This window comes from Acididesulfobacillus acetoxydans (assembly GCF_902729405.1).
In the GTDB taxonomy this organism is placed as follows: Bacteria; Bacillota; Desulfitobacteriia; order Desulfitobacteriales; family Desulfitobacteriaceae; genus Acididesulfobacillus; species Acididesulfobacillus acetoxydans.
The window spans coordinates 2740211-2757070 of sequence record NZ_LR746496.1 but is presented as its reverse complement, the minus strand read 5'-3'; the positions used below and the strand labels follow the sequence as shown (position 1 = coordinate 2757070).

14 protein-coding genes are annotated in these 16860 nt (G+C 55.7%); 1 reads left to right on the top strand and 13 read right to left on the bottom strand.

Going from position 1 to position 16860, the window contains the following annotated elements:
• Positions 1-103: 103 nt before the first annotated feature.
• From MNU25_RS12215 to MNU25_RS12200, 4 genes are all read right to left on the bottom strand, one after another.
• Positions 104-829 carry a phosphatase gene (locus MNU25_RS12215; protein ID WP_240986825.1) on the bottom strand — a complete coding sequence of 242 codons (726 nt, stop codon included), beginning with the start codon at positions 827-829 and terminating at the stop codon, positions 104-106.
• Between the two features lie 260 nt (positions 830-1089).
• On the bottom strand, positions 1090-1653 hold the full coding sequence (locus MNU25_RS12210) for a hypothetical protein (protein WP_240985327.1): 564 nt from the start codon (positions 1651-1653) through the stop codon (positions 1090-1092).
• Between the two features lie 94 nt (positions 1654-1747).
• Positions 1748-2593, bottom strand: coding sequence for an ATP-binding protein (locus MNU25_RS12205; protein WP_372503653.1), 846 nt, complete (start codon positions 2591-2593; stop codon positions 1748-1750).
• Between the two features lie 269 nt (positions 2594-2862).
• Positions 2863-3642: a DnaD domain-containing protein gene (locus MNU25_RS12200; RefSeq protein ID WP_240985325.1), complete on the bottom strand. Its 780-nt coding sequence runs from the start codon at positions 3640-3642 to the stop codon at positions 2863-2865.
• Between the two features lie 247 nt (positions 3643-3889).
• On the opposite strand from MNU25_RS12200, the gene MNU25_RS12195 reads away from it, so the two are divergent.
• The gene (locus MNU25_RS12195) at positions 3890-4480 is read left to right on the top strand and encodes an HD domain-containing protein (protein WP_240985324.1); all 591 of its coding nucleotides are present in this window, start codon (positions 3890-3892) and stop codon (positions 4478-4480) included.
• A gap of 37 nt (positions 4481-4517) precedes the next feature.
• On the opposite strand, the gene MNU25_RS12190 is transcribed toward MNU25_RS12195, so the two are convergent.
• The 9 genes from MNU25_RS12190 to MNU25_RS12150 all read right to left on the bottom strand — a co-directional run bounded on the left by MNU25_RS12190 (position 4518) and on the right by MNU25_RS12150 (position 16786).
• Positions 4518-6224, bottom strand: a complete 1707-nt coding sequence (locus tag MNU25_RS12190) for an MBL fold metallo-hydrolase RNA specificity domain-containing protein (protein ID WP_240985323.1) — start codon at positions 6222-6224, stop codon at positions 4518-4520.
• Positions 6225-6232: 8 nt separating this feature from the next.
• Complete coding sequence (locus MNU25_RS12185) at positions 6233-6871, bottom strand: response regulator (protein ID WP_240985322.1); 639 nt, start codon at positions 6869-6871, stop codon at positions 6233-6235.
• Positions 6868-8004, bottom strand: coding sequence for a sensor histidine kinase (locus tag MNU25_RS12180; RefSeq protein WP_240985321.1), 1137 nt, complete (start codon positions 8002-8004; stop codon positions 6868-6870). The genes MNU25_RS12185 and MNU25_RS12180 overlap by 4 nt, the downstream gene beginning before the upstream one ends.
• Positions 8005-8184: 180 nt before the next feature.
• Complete coding sequence (locus MNU25_RS12175) at positions 8185-10077, bottom strand: hypothetical protein (RefSeq protein ID WP_240985320.1); 1893 nt, start codon at positions 10075-10077, stop codon at positions 8185-8187.
• 167 nt (positions 10078-10244) lie between these two features.
• A complete protein-coding gene (locus MNU25_RS12170) occupies positions 10245-11288 on the bottom strand; it encodes an FAD-dependent oxidoreductase (RefSeq protein WP_240985319.1) in 1044 nt (347 codons plus the stop codon).
• Between the two features lie 12 nt (positions 11289-11300).
• Positions 11301-12848, bottom strand: coding sequence for a hydrogenase iron-sulfur subunit (locus MNU25_RS12165; protein WP_240985318.1), 1548 nt, complete (start codon positions 12846-12848; stop codon positions 11301-11303).
• A gap of 112 nt (positions 12849-12960) precedes the next feature.
• Complete coding sequence (locus MNU25_RS12160) at positions 12961-13755, bottom strand: methyltetrahydrofolate cobalamin methyltransferase (RefSeq protein ID WP_240985317.1); 795 nt, start codon at positions 13753-13755, stop codon at positions 12961-12963.
• Positions 13756-13803: 48 nt separating this feature from the next.
• On the bottom strand, positions 13804-14778 hold the full coding sequence (locus MNU25_RS12155; RefSeq protein ID WP_240985316.1) for an acetyl-CoA decarbonylase/synthase complex subunit delta: 975 nt from the start codon (positions 14776-14778) through the stop codon (positions 13804-13806).
• Positions 14779-14869: 91 nt separating this feature from the next.
• Positions 14870-16786: an ASKHA domain-containing protein gene (locus tag MNU25_RS12150; protein ID WP_240986824.1), complete on the bottom strand. Its 1917-nt coding sequence runs from the start codon at positions 16784-16786 to the stop codon at positions 14870-14872.
• Positions 16787-16860: the final 74 nt, after the last annotated feature.

The window sequence follows — 16860 nt, the reverse complement described above, 5'->3', positions numbered from 1 at the left end:
ATGCATCGTGAGATCGTGCTTTGGTGAGTACGAAACGTATCTTAGGGGAGCACGCTGCTTACTCCTCCGGCTTGGGCCGGGACGCCCGCTTGGGCGCGCCCTGTCACGGCGTTCGCTGTTGCCGCCGCAGCCGCAGATAATCCAAAACTTTAGAGACAGAAGTGTTGAGCACTTGTTCCTCTCGTATGGCGGCTTCCGTGACCAGTTCCAGGGCAAAGCCAAATTCCCCGACCCGATCACTGAAATGCGCGTCACTGCCTAAAATGACAGGGCCGCCGTATTTTGCCATAAAGCGAGCAAAGCGGCGGCAATTTTCCCAAGCCCCTTTCTTATCGGCGCGGAGGGAGCTATTGTTAATTTCGACCGGAATCCCTAATTCGGCGGAGGCGTGAGCGACCCGTTCGAGATCCAATTCGAATTCCGGCCGCCCCGGATGAACCATCATATCGGTGTAAGGGTTTTTCATGGCTTTCAGATAAGCCGAAGTATTTTGCTCGACAGTACCACCCGGATAACAATAGACGTGCAACCCAACCAGAACCACCTCAAGTTTTGCCAGATAGCGCAGGGGAATGTCCAACTCCCCTTCCCTGCTCGTAATGTTCGCTTCGACCCCTCCCAGAATTCGCACCCCATGTAATTCCTGCGGAAGTGCGGAAAGGTTGCCGAAATGATAAAGGGTCGGCGCGCCCGGCATGCTCGGTCCGTGATCCGTCATCCCCAGCAGCTTGAGACCGCGTTTGGAGGCGGCCAGCGCGTTTTCGGAAATCGTACAATAAGCGTGTCCGCTGGCCACGGTATGCGTATGTAAGTCCACTTCAATATTCATGACCTTATTCATGACTTTTACACCTCCAAATGCTATTATACCCGCACCCAGCCCGAAAGAAAACTCGGCAGAGAGAAAGTGCGGGCTTTGCCCCCACTTACGCGAAAAAGCGGTACCCCTCTTCAGAGGACACCGCTCCCAGGTCCCGGCTCACCCCGCGGCTTTCGCCGTTTGCCGCGCGAGGCGTCGCTTGCACCCGCACTCTCTCCGCTGTCTTTGCGTCTGTCTTTCCCCCGTGCCGCTTCTCAGGGTGGCTTTCGCTATTTAGCCTGTGTTTTGACAGTAGAATCCACATTGAATTGAAAATGGGCTTCGGTGTCTTCATTGACGCCGCCCGCAGGATTGGCTTTGACCTCAATTGTAATTTCATGCAGACCGGCCGTGGGGTTTACCCCCATGGCATCGCCCAGAGCGTGGATCTGGTGGAAAATAACTTTGACGGTACCGCCCGGATCAAGACTCGGCACATTGGCCATTTGCTTGACCTTCTGCCGGTCGTTTCCCAAAAGGTTCATTTCCATTTCGACCGGAACGTTGGTCATTTTCCGGTCTGTTACGTTTTGCAGAGTGACGGTAAGGTCGAAAACTTTGGCCGGAATGATTTGGCTCCCTTTCAATGTCACACTGCCGTAGGTCACGTCTTTGGTCGGCCCGGCAGGGTCCACACCGACGCTCACCATTTTGACCTCCGGCGCCACCGTCTTCGCGACGGGAGCATCATTCTTCTGCCAAAGCTTTACGGCGGCCATACCCACCAAGAAAACGAGAACAACACCGAGCAGTAAGGTCAAGTGCTTCCGATTAAGCGCCACTATCTTTGCCAACCCCGTTCACCTCCACATAATTGGGAATTTCCCCCTAAAAAATCCTATGCATGTCTTGCCGGGACATGCATAGGATTTTGAAAAATCCCGATTTTTATTTTCGCGGTGAACGCCTGTCCTCTCTCTCCTGATATTGACGCAAACGAATATCTTGTTCAGATGTGAGACGGAAAACCCTGGACATTTGCACGAGCCGGGATGTGGTTCGCTCTCCCAAATAGTCCTCCAACTCCTGTAAGGACAGGTTCGTGGTCATGACGGTGGGCAGCTGTTCATTCATGCGGAAATTAAGGATGGAATAAATCCGGTTGCGCGTCCAGTCCGTATAATTATGGGCCCCCAGATCGTCAAGAATGAGAAAAGGAATTTCCCGGGCCGTATCGAGCAAATCGAATTCCGTCGTTTCAGTTCGCTTGTCATAGGTAGCTCTCAGCTCATCCAACAAATCCGGAACCACCAGAAAGAGCACCTGCTGCCCCTGTTCTGTCAAGGCATTGGCAATGGCGGCAGCCAAGAAAGTCTTGCCCGAGCCCACCGATCCCGTCAGCAAAAGTCCAAGGCCATAAGGGCTGCACAGGGATCGTTCCACCAACTCTTGGGCGGCCGCCAGAGCTTTGCGGGCATTTTCCAAGTAACCCTGGTCCCCAGATGAGCGGTAATAATTCAGGTTGAAGTTTTCAAACCGGCACATCCGCAAATTGCGGGAAATTCTGGCATGGCGGAATCTGTTAGCCAAGCTCTTTCGCAACATACAAGAACAGGGATGCGCTGTCTCACCGTCAAAGACAATCCCCCTGTCCAAGCAAATCGGACACTCCGGCGCCTGTTCAGGCACCGGGGAACCGGCCTCCGCCGCTTTTTCTCTTTCTTTCCTTGGGACAGGCGCCTCCGCCGGCCCGGACGGAAGATTGTTCGCAAGGATCTCTTTCAGACTTTTCAAGCCGATGGCCCGGTTTCCCAAACGTCCTCACTCCAAATGACCGCCGTTACCCACCCTGTCTTGCGGACTTGTTTAACCGTTTTCCTTGCTACAGGCGAGGCTCAGGCGGCCGGCGCGTGCGTCTGTTCCCGGCGACCACCCGGGAAGCAGTACCGCCCGGCTCGGCCGCCCAGACCTCAGTCTCGGTGCCTGACGGGTGGTTACTGCGGGAAACCGGTCTTTAATCACTCCTTTTCGGGTTGCTGCCTTATCGTCAATGGCGGAAAGTCTCAAAGATAAAAATCCTCATATTTGTCTTTATCGGTTTTGCCATCTTGCACCTTCTTCGCCCTTTTGCGGCCGGGTGCTTTCTTTTCCTGACGGGCTTGAAAATAGCGGTCATCTGCTTCTACTTCCGCTTTGGTGTGCAGACCTTTCTTTTCCCATTCGCGTAAAATGGAATCCAAGTAGCGAAAGCTGCGAATTCCGGCGGCCACTCCGCGCCGCAGAGCCTCGACAATAAGCTCGCCAGAATAGTGCGCAGACAGCCAAGCTTCAATATGCTGACACTCGAAAACTGTCAGTTCGCGTCCCAGCTCTTGTTCGAAAAGGGAAATCAATTTATCCGCCGTCGGATCATTGACCGGCGCGACGGCTTCCGTCGCCGGCACACTCGGTGCCTTGGGCGAGCGGTTGGAGGTAAATTGCTTGACCCCCTCAAGCGCCCACTGTTCGGCCAGCTTGTCAATCAGGCCGAGAATGCTGTAAGAATAAGACCATTTTCTTTCTTCGGCATTCCAACTTTTTTCGATCGCCAGTAATCCCCGCTCCACCAAGCGTCCTATCATCTCCTCGATCTCTTCTGTTCCCGCCTGCATGCGTTGAGCCAGCACAGAGGCTTGCGGGTAGGGATTGGTTCCCATCTCACTTAAGATGTGAATCAAGAGAACCATTTGCTGATCTGTCAAGCCCAAGGCGGCATAATGAAGCAGGAGGTATTTGGGAACGGCTACCGGACCGGAAAAGAAGAGAGCCTGCGCAAAGCTCCCATAAACATCGATCTTACTCATGCTCTCACTCCCAGTTAACCCTCTAGGGGATAATTTCTGTAATAAAACAGTTTCCTGTTCGACACAGGCCATTGGAGCAGACAATTCGCGCAACAGGGCGATTAGGGGCGAATTGTTTTCCATATCCTGGCAGGAATTCCGTCCCCGAATGCCGTATTCCTAAACAGATGAGCTCACTGCAGAGCCAACGCGCGGACTTGGGCGATGGTGAGCACGATAAGGTGAGTAAAACAGGAGGTATACGGAAATGGCTGATTATCAGGAACTCGTTCAATTAGTTGAACAGGCGAACGTGCATCCCTCCCTGGGGCTCAAACATTGTCAGCGCGTCTACAACTTGGCCAAAGAACTGGCACAGAATCTAGCGCTTGATGATGAAATACTCTATACCTCTGCCATCTTGCATGATCTCGGCAAATACCCCGCTTATGCCCTGCCCAACGTCGACCACTCGCTGCGCTCCAAAGGGCTGGCCTCAAATATCCTGCAGAAACAGATGTTTTCGCCGGGCAAACTGCCCAAGGTTCTGGACGCGATCGAGTCTCACATGTATTATTCGGAACCCGGGCGCAGCGATGAGGCGGTCTATTTGAGAGACGCCAACATTTTGGACAATCTCGGCAACATCGGCATCATGCGGCTCTTTTGCCTGGTTGGACAAGATGAGTTGCTCAAAACCCCCGAAGACGCTATTCAAAGGGCGCGCACTTTTGCCGAAGCACTGCCGGGCAAGGTGGCCACCAAAGCGGGACGGCGGCTGGCAGTCAAAAGGCGTGAGGAAGTTCTCCGTTTCCTGGCGGGGCTCAGGCGTCAGACTGCCGAATACTCAATGATCTAGACGCTTCCTGTCGAACGGCCGTACCCAGGTTTTACGCCTACCGGCGGCGGGGATTGCGCAAGCTTTCCAGCCAGCGGGTCATGGTCTCCAAGGTGCGGGCGACCTGGTCGAAATTACGCTGCCTTTGTCCTTCGTCCACCAGGTGTTTCAACTGATGGCGCAGGCGGATATAAGCCCGGTTCACTTGGGCCCTGGAGCCGCGCCGGTCTGTCGAACCGCCGGGTTCCGGCAGCGGCGGCAAAGGTGACGGCGGCAAAGTACCGCCGGCAGCGGAAGCTTTTTCCGGCCGCACCCCGCTCTCCGCCGGAATCGTCAGCCAAGGCTGCGCGGGTGCGCGGCGAATGACTTCTCCGGACGAAAATTCGAAGGTTTCCCCCAACTCAGGGATGAGCGCGTTCTTGCCAAAGCGCCCGAGCACTTTGGCCGCAAAAGCGGCTTGAACCGCAGGTTCACCGTGTACCAAGATGATATTCTCGGCTGTGGCCTCAAGTGCCGACAACCAAGTCAGGAGTTCGTTCTGATCGGCATGCGCGGACAGACCGTCGACAGAGCGAATCCTGGCGTGCACAGCCACTTTTTCGCCGTGAATAGTAACCAGGCTGGCACCGTCCAGGAGTAATCGCCCCAGCGTTCCTTCGGCCTGGTAGCCGACAAAGAGAACCGTGGCATTGGCACGCCATAGATTATGTTTAAGGTGGTGTTTAATCCGCCCGGCATCGGCCATGCCGCTGGCGGCAATGAGAATGGCCCCCTGAATGTCGTTCAGCGCTATCGAGTCTTCAGCCGTTTGACTGAAATGAACATTGGGCATCGCCAGCGGATTTTCGCCTTTGGCTATCAATTCCTGGGTCTCCCGGTCAAAGTGTTTGATCTCAGTCTGGAAAATCTGGGTCGCGGCGATGGCCAAAGGACTGTCTATATAAATCGGGAGAACCGGAATTCTGCCCGTGTCCTGGAGCCTGCTTATGTAGTAGAGGAGATCCTGGGTGCGCTCAATGGCAAAGGCCGGGATGACAAGGTTTCCCCCGGCTTGGTGGGCATCCCGGATAACTCCCGCCAACTGTTCCAAACGCTGAGCGGAGTCGTGATGCAAGCGGTCTCCGTAGGTCGTTTCCATCAGAACTACCTGCCCGGAAGAGAGAAGGCTCGGATTTTCGATATACGGCTGATCGATATTGCCGATATCTCCGGAAAAAACAAAGGTTTTCCGGCAATCGTCTTCAGTGACGTCCAGAACGACATGGGCGGAACCCAAAATATGACCGGCATCACGGAAGTGGAAGGCCAGCGTCGGCGAGAGGTTCATTTTCTCGCCGTAATTCAAAGTTTTAAACTGCGACAGGACGCGTCTGGCATCTTCCGCCGTATAAATGGCTTCCAGAGGCGGAAGGCCCGCCCTGGTGCGTTTGCGGTTCTTGCGCTCGATCTCCATCTCTTGAATATGACCGCTGTCCGGCAGCATGATTGAACAGAGTTTCGCTGTTTCCGGCGTGGACCAGATGGGTCCGGAATATCCTTTCTTCACGAGTTTGGGAATCAGGCCCGAGTGGTCCGTATGGGCATGGGTCAAGACCACTGCGTCGATCCCGGCCGGATCAAAAGGGAACTCCCGATAGTTCAGCTCCTTAAGCCTTTTTGGACCTTGAAACATACCGCAGTCGACCAGCAAGCGGAAATCGCCCGACTCCACCAAGTAAGAAGACCCGGTAACGACTTGTGCCGCACCCAAAAAGGAAATTTTCATTTAAGCATTCACTCCAATTTGACCAGTTTGATCTTTACGGCCTTGAGGGCAGCCTGAGTGCGGTCTTCAACGTTGAGCTTGCGAAAGATGCTTGACAGGTGGTTTTTCACTGTTTTTTCACTGATAAAGAGAGCCCCTCCGATTTCCCGGTTGGAAGAGCCACCTACCACATACGTCAAAATCTGCAATTCCCGGTCAGTTAAGCCGCAGGTGGTTGGATGGTGACCGGTCTGGGAAAGCCGGCCCAGAAGCTTGCCCGTCACCGTAGGAGACAGAATCGGCTCCCCCGTATACACCTTGCGGATAGATTCTACCAAGGTGTGGGAATCGACATCTTTCAACAGATAACCCGCTACACCCAACTGCAATACTTCTAAGATTTTCTCATCAGAATCGTCCACTGTCAAGACCAGGATACCGATCTGCGGTTGATCCCTTCTAATGATCCGGCACGCTTCCAAACCGTTGACCCCGGGCATATTCAGGTCCATCAGAAGAATATCAAAAGGAACGGTGCGAGCCAAGTTGATGGCCCCCTGCCCATCCCCGGCTTCATCCACAACCTTTATTCCACCCTCAAGCTCCAATATCCGGCGCAGTCCTTCCCTCAACAGCGGGTGATCGTCGGCAACAACAACCCGAATCATAGAAAAGCCCCTCCCTCCGAACGAAAACCAAATTCAACGGTTGTCCCTTTTCCGGGGGAGGACCGGAGGGAAAAGCGTCCGGAAAACAAATCAACCCGTTCCTTAATCCCGATGAGACCGAAATGTTCTCCGGGTTTGTCAAATATCTCCGTTACGTCAAACCCCTGACCGTAGTCTATGATGCGAATATTGATCCATTCCGGTCCGAACCGTATTTCCAGCCGGGCCCGCACTGAGCGCGAATGCTTGGCAACGTTGTTCAGGCATTCCTCAATTAAACGAAACAAGGCCAATTCCAGAGCGGAGGGCAGACGGACCGCCTCTCCTTCTATCCGCAGTTCCACGTGCACATCGCATTTGGCTTCGAAATTTTCCAGGTACTTTTCCATCGCCGCCACTAGGCCAAGATCCTCCAGATCCAGGGGACGCAGGTCAAAAATGATGCGACGGATATCCTGTAGGTTAGAGCGAACAAGACGCTTTAGATCTTTGATCTCGGCCCGAGCCCTGTCCGCGTCAATATCCAACAGCTTATCCGTGATTTCCAGCCGCAAAACAATATTGGCCAGAGTCTGGGCCGGCCCGTCGTGAATCTCTCTGGCCACACGCCGTCTTTCTTCTTCTTGTGCCTTAATGATGCGCACGCCGATCTCCTGTTTTTGCTCTGCCGTCAGCGGGATGGACAACTCCGAAATACCGCCCTGCAATAGGCTAATGGCCATGTTTACCTGAGCCATCAGGTTTTCCGCCCGTTCTATCGTTTGCCCCATCTGTTTCAAGGAACGTTCTATTTCATCTCTGCGAGTGCGTAATTGAACCTCTTTCGCCTGCAAGAGTTGGAGTTTGACCTGGCAGTTCTTGGCGTTTTCATACGCCTTGATCATTTCCTCCTCGGAGTGTCCCTTATAATCGCGGTTGACCTCCATTAATTTTTGCCGGGCCCGCCGTTCTTCCCGGTATTGTTTATCGACATCGATGATCGTCTGCCCAAGGTCGAGACGGAGTTGAGACAATTCCTGACTTAGGCGCAGTATCTCCGTACGGGTCATCTCGGAAATGTAAAAAATCTCTTCTTTGCCGGTTTCAATAGCGTTCATGGTGTTTTTCAATATTTCATTCAGCCGGTCGGCCACAACAGTCCCTCTCCATTTCCCGTCGCTGGTTACGATTCACACCTGAACAATGCGCGACTCACGCCGGCATGCGGGTAATAAATTTCCACGACGCCAACTTCTAACTGTTTGTATTCGACACCGGCCTGCTATTTTCCTACCCCTTAACCTGCCTTTCTGTCGTTTTGCTATCCAAACGAATCACTGGGAACTTGCCCGTCGCGTAGCCATCCGGATCATTCGTTCCATTCGCCGAGGAAAAGAAATGTCCTCCCGCGAAAATACCACTATCCTCCAGCCCTCCTTTTTTAAGAGGGGGATCGAGGGGTGCAATTCTTGGCCGTCTGCCACATATACCAGGAGGTCGGCCACCTGTGCCAGAAAGGGGCAGTTGGCCAATGAAATATCCCAACGGATTCCTTGGCCGGAAAAGAGGTATTTGAGAACCGCTCCCAGCCGTATGGCTTCCGGCGGCAAAGGGGACTGGCGCGGGAGCCCACGGTTCGGCCCCGGTGCCGCGGACTTTACCGTTTCCTTTTCTGTGGACAGAGGCTCCCTACCGACATCTGCCGGCACCGGCTCCCTGCCGAACGAGGCTTTGGCCTTACCCTCTCTGCCTGCCGATTCCGGGGAACCTGCCTCGGCCTTAACCGCACTCACCTTGGCCTCGGGAGGTTTGAGTTTGCTTTTAGCCACGCTCTCCTTGAATTCGAGTGCCTTCGCCACGACTTTGACGACACTTTCCTTGACCTTTGGAGGTTTCGGCTCAACTTTGGCTATACTCTCCCTGACCTCGGCGGACTTCGGTTCGGCTTTGGCTATACTCTCCCTGACCTCGGCGGACTTCGGTTCGGCTTTGGCTATACTCTCCCTGACCTCGGCGGGCTTCGGTTCGGCTTTGGCTATACTCTCCCTGACCTCGGCGGGCTTGGGTTCGGCTTTGGCTATACTCTCCCTGACCTCGGCGGGCTTCGGTTCGGCTTTGGCTATACTCTCCCTGACCTCGGCGGGCTTCGGTTCGGCTTTGGCTATACTCTCCCTGACCTCGGCGGGCTTGGGCTCGACTTTGGCTATACTCTCCCTGACCTCGGCGGGCTTGGGTTCGGCTTTGGCTATACTCTCCCTGACCTCGGCGGGCTTGGGCTCGACTTTGGCTATACTCTCCCTGACCTCGGCGGACTTCGGTTCGGCTTTGGCTATACTCTCCCTGACCTCGGCGGGCTTGGACTCGGCTTTGGCTATACCCTCCCTGACCTCAGATGACACGGATTCCAGGATGACCGGGGGTTCGATTTTAGTCGCCGCTGTCTTTCCGTCGTCACTTGCGGCCGTTCGCACGCCTTGAAGCAACGGGGGCCAGACTCTGGCCGCGGCAGGAGTTGTCATGGCCGGGTGGAGATCAAGCACGAAAGTGGGAGCCGAAAATTGCCCCGCGGAGGAGCCTTTGTCCTCGGTCTCCTTAGTCGGGTTTGCTTCGGACGCAGGCAGAGCCTTATCTTTCTTTAGCGGTTCTCCGGCGGCCTCGTCTTTCTTAGGCGGCTGTCCCGCAGATCCCCCGATCATGTTGCCTGTAATCATACTTTTTTCCACCCGAACGACCGCGCTGCCCGGTTGCTGCGAAAGACTCCAGTGGGCGGAGCGCACCGGCATTTGCGGTTCCGCGGACGTGACTGGAGTCGCGCGAGTTGCGGGGGTTTTCCCCCCCGGCAAGACGACTTTCGTACCACCCTCGCCCGCAAGCTCTTGTTTGACTGAACTGTCGGTTGCGGGCATCGCCGGGAAGAAAGCGCTCAGATTAGCGACTCCTTCCCGGACCATGTCCTCCAAGGTAGAACGCATGGACGGAAAATTATTCGTCACTCTCCGATCAGGGAACCTCTGCTCAACCAGTTGAATAAGGCCGTCCACGAGGGCGGCCTGAGAAAGAGACCTCAAGTCGAGCAGAATTTGCCCGAGTTTCTCCACCGCCGCCCTGCCTTTGACGAATTCATCCGCTGCGTCTTTCCCTGAGAGCAGGCAGACCGTAAAAAGCTTCTCGACGATCAGGTCTGTCAATTCCTGAACCCGGACATTGCCCGAAAAATAGGTTTCCAAGTTTGTCCACCTCCAGAATATTCCTTAAGGAACATTATGCTCGTCGTGCCCAGCGTAGAAGGGCCGGCGGCCTTCGCTCCCCAGATTCTTTCCGGGTGCACCGAAAAAGGGACTTCCGGCCCGAGATGGGAAAGCAAAACCGGCCCTCTTTCACTGAAGAAGGCCGGTCAAGCCAAGTAGCGCAGAATCCGACCGACGGCGGCTTTGGCGTGAGCGATCGACTGGGGGATGTCTTTGGGGCCCTGGCACGTTCCCGCCAGGAAGATTCCCTTGCGGGAACTTACACCGACATCTCTTTCCAAGTAAAACCCATTTTGATCGCGCTCGAGACCCAGTGCCGGGAATGTATCCGGACCACTGCGGGCGGGTATAACCGCGGGACAGAGCACAACCAAATCGAACCCTTCCTCCCGTACCTGTCCTTGTTCGATATCCGTATAGCGCACGGTCAACTCATCGCGCGGGTAACGGAAGATCTTAGCCGGCAGGCCGCGGACCGGACGGATGTGGGTGTGGGAGCCGAGCTCCCGCCGGAAGAAACCCGGTCCCTTGCCGAAAGTCTGCCTGTCCTGGTAGAAGAGAGTAATATCCGCCCCCGGCAAATCGGATTCCAATTTCAGGGCCTGCCTGGCGCTGTAGCCACAGCATATTCGCGAGCAGTAAGGATATCCGTTCTGGGCGTCCCGGCTGCCCACACACTGAATAAAGCCTATGCGCCGCAGGTTTTCTCCGAAAGCCGCACTCAGAGCGGGAAAGCCCCATAAGGCCTGTTCGAGTTCCAAAGCCGTGATTACGTTCCTGTGCCTGCCATAGCCGAATTCCTCTTTGGGTGTGGGATCATAGAGATCAAATCCCGTAGCTACAACCAGAGCCCGGACCTCGAGCGTAGTTTCCGCTCCCAGATCTTGGCGCTTCTCGTTGAGCAGCCGCACCGAAGCCCGAAAATGTCCGGGTTCGCCCTGCAAATCGGTACAAAGGCTAAAGGGAAGAATTCTTACATTCGGATGCCGCTCGAGCTGATATTTAATATAAGGAACCAGGCAGGCCGAACATTTCCGGCAGTTGCTTCCGGCTTTGCACGCATAGTGCGCGGCTTTACCCCCTATTTCCTTCTCCTTGTCCAACAGGTAGACTCCCAACCCGGCATTGGCCAGGTCCAAGGCAGCGCTCATTCCGGCTATGCCGGCACCCAGAACCAGGATGTCGCTCATGCTCTCACCGCCTCAAGTTTTGGCGCACTTTTCCATTCCCGTTTCCCCCGGGCCGGTTCCATCACCCGCGATAATTTCCCGGACGAGCCCCAGCCACTCACGCGGGGCGTTAGCTGACGCCCGCACTAAGGTCACTCTGCCGGGGTTGAGCCCCATGCTTCCGAGATGTTCTTTCAGAGCCCGCACCTTTTCTTCGGCCAGCCGTTCACCGCTTGAATAGTGACAGCATTGCTCCCTGCAGGCCGATACGATCACCTGAACCGCACCCTGGGCCAAGGCCCTCAGGACCATTCCTTCGTCCAGCCTCCCGGCGCAAGGCAGCGGGATCATTTCCAAAGTTGCCGCCCACGCGGGGAGGGGGATGGACTGAGCGGCCAGATAGCCGGACTTTTCACAGGCAAACACAATCGTTTTGCCTTGCCGGCGCCCGCTTTTGGTCTCGGGCCCGGGATAGGCGATGGCGTGCTCCGGACATACCCCGGCACATATCCCACAGCCAAGGCAGGCCAAAGGATTGATTGCAACGGTTTTTCTCGCCCTGTGCACCTCGAGAGCGACCGCTGGGCAATACCGATCACATTCCAGACAAAAAGAGCAGCGGGCCGGATCGACGCGCAGCCACGGTTCCGCCACAAGGATCTCCCCCGCCAGAAAGGGTGCTGTTTCGCCGGCAATGGCCGCCGCGTCCAGCCCCGCCTCGCCCGCAAAAGCCGGTCCTCGTGCCTCACCCAAGACATATACACCCGGACGATTCGTCCGGACCGGAAAGAGACGGACATTGTCGCTTTGCAAAAAACCCCAGCGATCGCGGTCGATCCGGAAGGTCCGAGCCAACTCGGCAAAATCAGAACCGGGCAGGCCGACTTCCCCGGCAAACACGTAGGTTGCCGTCAGGGAAAACTCGGGTGACCCGGGCAGATAGGCATCCGTGTAACGCACGCGCAAAAACCCGCCTTCCTCAGCGACTCTGAACGCCGAAGTGTCACTGATCCGAATGAAGCGGACCCCCAGCCTGCGCGCTTCTTGGTGGACTTCCTCCAACCCCGGCCAAGATACCCCAAGATCGGCAAAGAAGAAATAGACCTCCACTTGTCGCGCGGCCAGACACACCGCCTCTCTCAGGGCTGTCAGGGCAGAGAAGTACCCCTCAGTCTCGCCGCCGCCCAGCAAAAAGACTACAGGTCCCCTTTCAACCGCAAGCCGCGCTGCCCGGGAGACAGATACCGCCAAACGGCTTTCCGGCAGATGCCAAGACGGGTCCAAAGTGCGTTGCAGACTGGGTGCCAGTACCACATTCCCGCATTCCAACCAGAGTTTCCCCTGCTTACCCTCGAGCTGTACCCGAAAACGGCCGCGCTGCCCGCGGACTTCCGCTACGCTCTCGTCCGCATAAGCCATGACGTGGGGCCCGGGTTCAGCCGTCGCCCCGACCCAGAAGACCGGGTGCGCCCGCAGAGCGGAAACCGCCGCCTCTGCCGGGGGACCGTCGCCCACAACCAGAACCGCGGAATTGACGGCAAAAAACGAACCGGAACCTTCACTTGGCCGCGGAACCGGCATGGTCTCACCTCCAACTCGCCAAGGGAAGAAAGTCCCCAGGAAAATTCCCTGGGGACTATCCCTGTGACTCCGATCACACTTGACTCAATGAGCACAAACAGGGGTACTCTGCTTAGCGGGCGCGGAATACTTTAAGGTACGAATCCGCGTAAATGCTCTTATTCAACAGAATCTGACCGGTGGCGGCGACGTCGACTAGATCGTCGTCATTGGCATCCATGATCGCGGCATCCAAGCCCACGGCCATGGCCATCGCCAGGTATGTCCGGTTGATCAGATGGCGATCCGGTGATTTCTGGGACACGTTAGACAAGCCCAGAACCGTGCGCGGCGCGGGATTAGCCAGCATTTTCACTTGGCGCAAAGATTCCAGAACTTCGGGAGCGTGTTCTTGGGCCACATTGACAGGGAGGATAAGGGGATCAATGAACAAGTCTTCCATATTGAGGCCAAACTCGTCCGCGGCGGCCACCAACTCCATAGCAAAGGCGACACGGTTTTCGGCGTCTTTGGGAATCCCTTTTTTGTCCATGGTAAGCCCGATCACGGACGCATTGAACTGGACGGCCATGGGAAAAACGCGCTCAATCTTCGCCCGCTCGGCCGGGACCGAATTAATCAGAGCCGGGCGCTGACACAGCTCCAATCCGGCCTGGATGGCGTCGTAGTTGGTTGAATCCAGGCAGAGAGGTAACTTGGATACTTCCTGCAGAACATTGACCATCCATTTATACGCTTCCGGCCTCTCCTCCGTCGGGACCGCCGGACCGGAATTGACATCCAGATAATGGGCCCCGCCTTCTTCCTGTTTCACCGCCCAATGCTGCAAAGGCTTGGGGTCCTTGTTGCGCAAAGCTTCGCCGATGTCCTTAAACATCCCGTTGATCCGTTCGCCGATAATAATCATTCTCCCACGTCCTTTCAAATCTTGCCAGGGAAGGTTTCCTTGCCTTCCTCAGGCTCCCACTTCCGCGTCGACCAAGTCGGCAATATTGCGCTGCACCAGTTTGACGGCTTCAGGATTCCGCATCAGCAGGATGCTGGCTCCGGCCTGAAGCAAAGCCGTGGCCGTCAGGGTTTCCCAGAGAACCCCGCGCTGCGCCAAATCGCCCCACCCCGGAAACTCCTCTGCCGAAGCATTGGCTTCCTTGGAACGATTAGCCTCATAGCCGACGGTGCAAATCATGGGCATGGAAAGCATTTTATCATTGGCCAGAGCGCCCAAGCGCGCCCGTTCCATAATGGAATAAGCATATTCAATCCCGAAACCCAGACCTCCGATCATAGGATCGATCACGATCCGGTTCAAGGGAAGCCCCATTTCGTTGATCAGAATATTGAGCTGTTTACAGATATTGATATCAAGAGGCGAACGGGCAATGACATTGTGCTTGTGCACCATGGCAGCCGCCGTAATCGATTTGTAATTATCCTGCTCCGCCAAGCCCAGGAGCAGATTTTCACCGGCACCCGCCTCGGCGACCGCCGCCAGGACCTCATTATCCTTCTCGGCGTTTTCACATCCTACCACGACCAGGGGGACGCCGACCGCTGCCAGGACTTCCTTGACCACCCGCGCGCAGTCTTCGGGGCTACGGTTAAACCCTTCGGGATCGGCGCCGATGAGTTTCAAATAAATGAGGTCGGCTCCGAACTCGTTCACGCATTTTTGCGCCCAAGCCGCCGGATTGTCCAGCACGTCGCCAAATTGAGCCTTTATGGCTTCATTCCAAGGCGGAACGATGTCTGTGACCTCCATGGCGATGACCGGACGGTTTACGACCTTCCCTTCGAAATGCAAGAAAGGTAAAAGGTTGTCGCCACCCACGACGACCGTGGAAGTGCGCGTACCTCCCTGTTCCGAGGTGGCTCCCAGAATGACCTCACCGACCTTGCTGGGAAACCTTTCCTTAACTAAAGTGACAGGCATGAACTTCTCTCCTTTCTGGTTGCAAAAGACGACGAAATAAATCCCCTTGATTACTGATTTTCCGGCCCGAAACCGGCTGCCATGCCCTGAGCTACGAAACGACAGAAGGAAACAACGATAGATCTGTGTGCGGCAGGAAGAGGGCCGATACGAACTCATCCATAAAAGTGGTTCCCACGGACAGTTCAATATAGGTCATCTTCTTGCCCAATTCGGCCGCCTCGTGCCAGGCATTCTGTGACAGCAAAGCCAAACGGGCTCCTTTGACGGAAGAATTGCCGATGAACTCATACCTCTCTGCCGGGACATCCGGCAAAAGTCCGATCTCCACTGAGTCGTGCACATTCAAATAATTACCGAACCCGCCGGCAATCACAATACGGCTGATCATGTCGACATCCACGGCTACCATGGTCAGCAAAGAGCGAATTCCCGCGTAAATCGCTCCTTTGGCCCGGATCAGGTTCTTGACGTCATTTTCCGTAATGACCACGTCTTTGTCCCCGCCGGCCTGATGAGCCCAGGCCAGGACGAATTCCTTGTCGTCAGGCGTCAGGCGTAAGCGTTCTGAATGGGAGGGATGTTCCATTTGAAAATTTCCCGCCCGGTCGATAATCCCGGCCTCCCTCAGTTTGGCCAAGGCGTCTACGAGCCCGGAACCGCAGATCCCGACCGGCAAAATCCTGCCGATAACCTTGAAGCTGACATCTAAACTGTCCGGATCGATATACACCCTTTCAATTGCCCCGGGCATGGCCCGCATGCCGAACAAAATTCCTCCACCCTCGAAACACGGACCTGCCGAACAAGCGCAGGAAACAAGCCAATCCTGATTACCCAGGACGATTTCCCCGTTGGTGCCGATATCGATGAAGAGGACGATTTCTTCACCGTTGGCCATATCGGTCACCATGGTACCCGAGACGATGTCTCCTCCTACATAACTGGCTACGGACGGGAAACAGTGAACCAACCCTTCGGACACCATCTTCAGCCCGATCTCCTGGGCTTTAAGCGGGGGAACCCCATTCATAGTCGGAATATAGGGTTCGAGGCGAACATAACGCGGGTCCACCCCGAGAAACAGTTGGGTCATGGTTGTATTGCCGGCAACTACGGCCGCGCCGAGGTCGGCTGGCTCCAACTTCTGTCTGCTTAGGATTTGCTCCGTCAGCCCGTTAATGGTATCGATAACCGCGCGCTGAATCTCCTGCAGATTTCCGGGGGCATCTACCGCATAGACGATCCGGGAGATAACGTCATCCCCGAATTTGGCCTGTTTGTTGTAGGTACCCTGTTTGTCGATCACCCGTCCGTTCGACAGGTCGACCAAGTAGACGACCACCGTAGTGGTCCCGATGTCAATCGCCAGTCCGTAAGGCGGGCGGTCGTTTCCTTTTTCAACCCGTACGACGGTGTACTTGTCCTCTCCCTCCGTCAGCGTCACCGCCACATCCCACTGCGCCTGCCGCAAGGCTTCCGGCAGTGTCTGCAGCACGGACAAGGGAATATCCACCCCTTTGACGCCGGCCGCCAGTATCCGCCTTAGTTCTAACTGCAGCCGGGCCCAGTCGCTGGCGTTTTCCGTCAAGGTAGGCTCGGACAGCTTGACGCGGACTTTGGTTGCCAAAGGATGGAGACTAAATTTATCCAGCAGGTCCTGTTCCGTTTCCTGCAAAAGCCCGCCTTTTTGCACGTCCTCCATAAGAACCTGGTGTTCTTGCAGACGAGATTCCGGCGGAACTTCTACCGTGACATCCCCGTGGACAAACGTCTGACAGCTGAGCCGAACACCCCGGGCAATATCCTCAGGTGTCAGCTTGCCCGTACCCCTCACTTCCGGCTCCCCGCTCAGGACGATGACCCTGCACGCTCCGCAGCTGCCTTTGGCCCCGCAGCCGGACTTGATATAGATTCCGGCCTGAGAAGCGGCCTTAACCAGAGAGGTCCCCTCTTCCACCTCAATGGTGCGACTTTCCGGCATAAACTTCACTTGACATGCGGCCATGGTCGTCACTTCCTCGCTCTCTAATCCCCCGTGAGTCTGACTCACTTCTTTGTCTTCGGCCCGGGTTTTTCTTT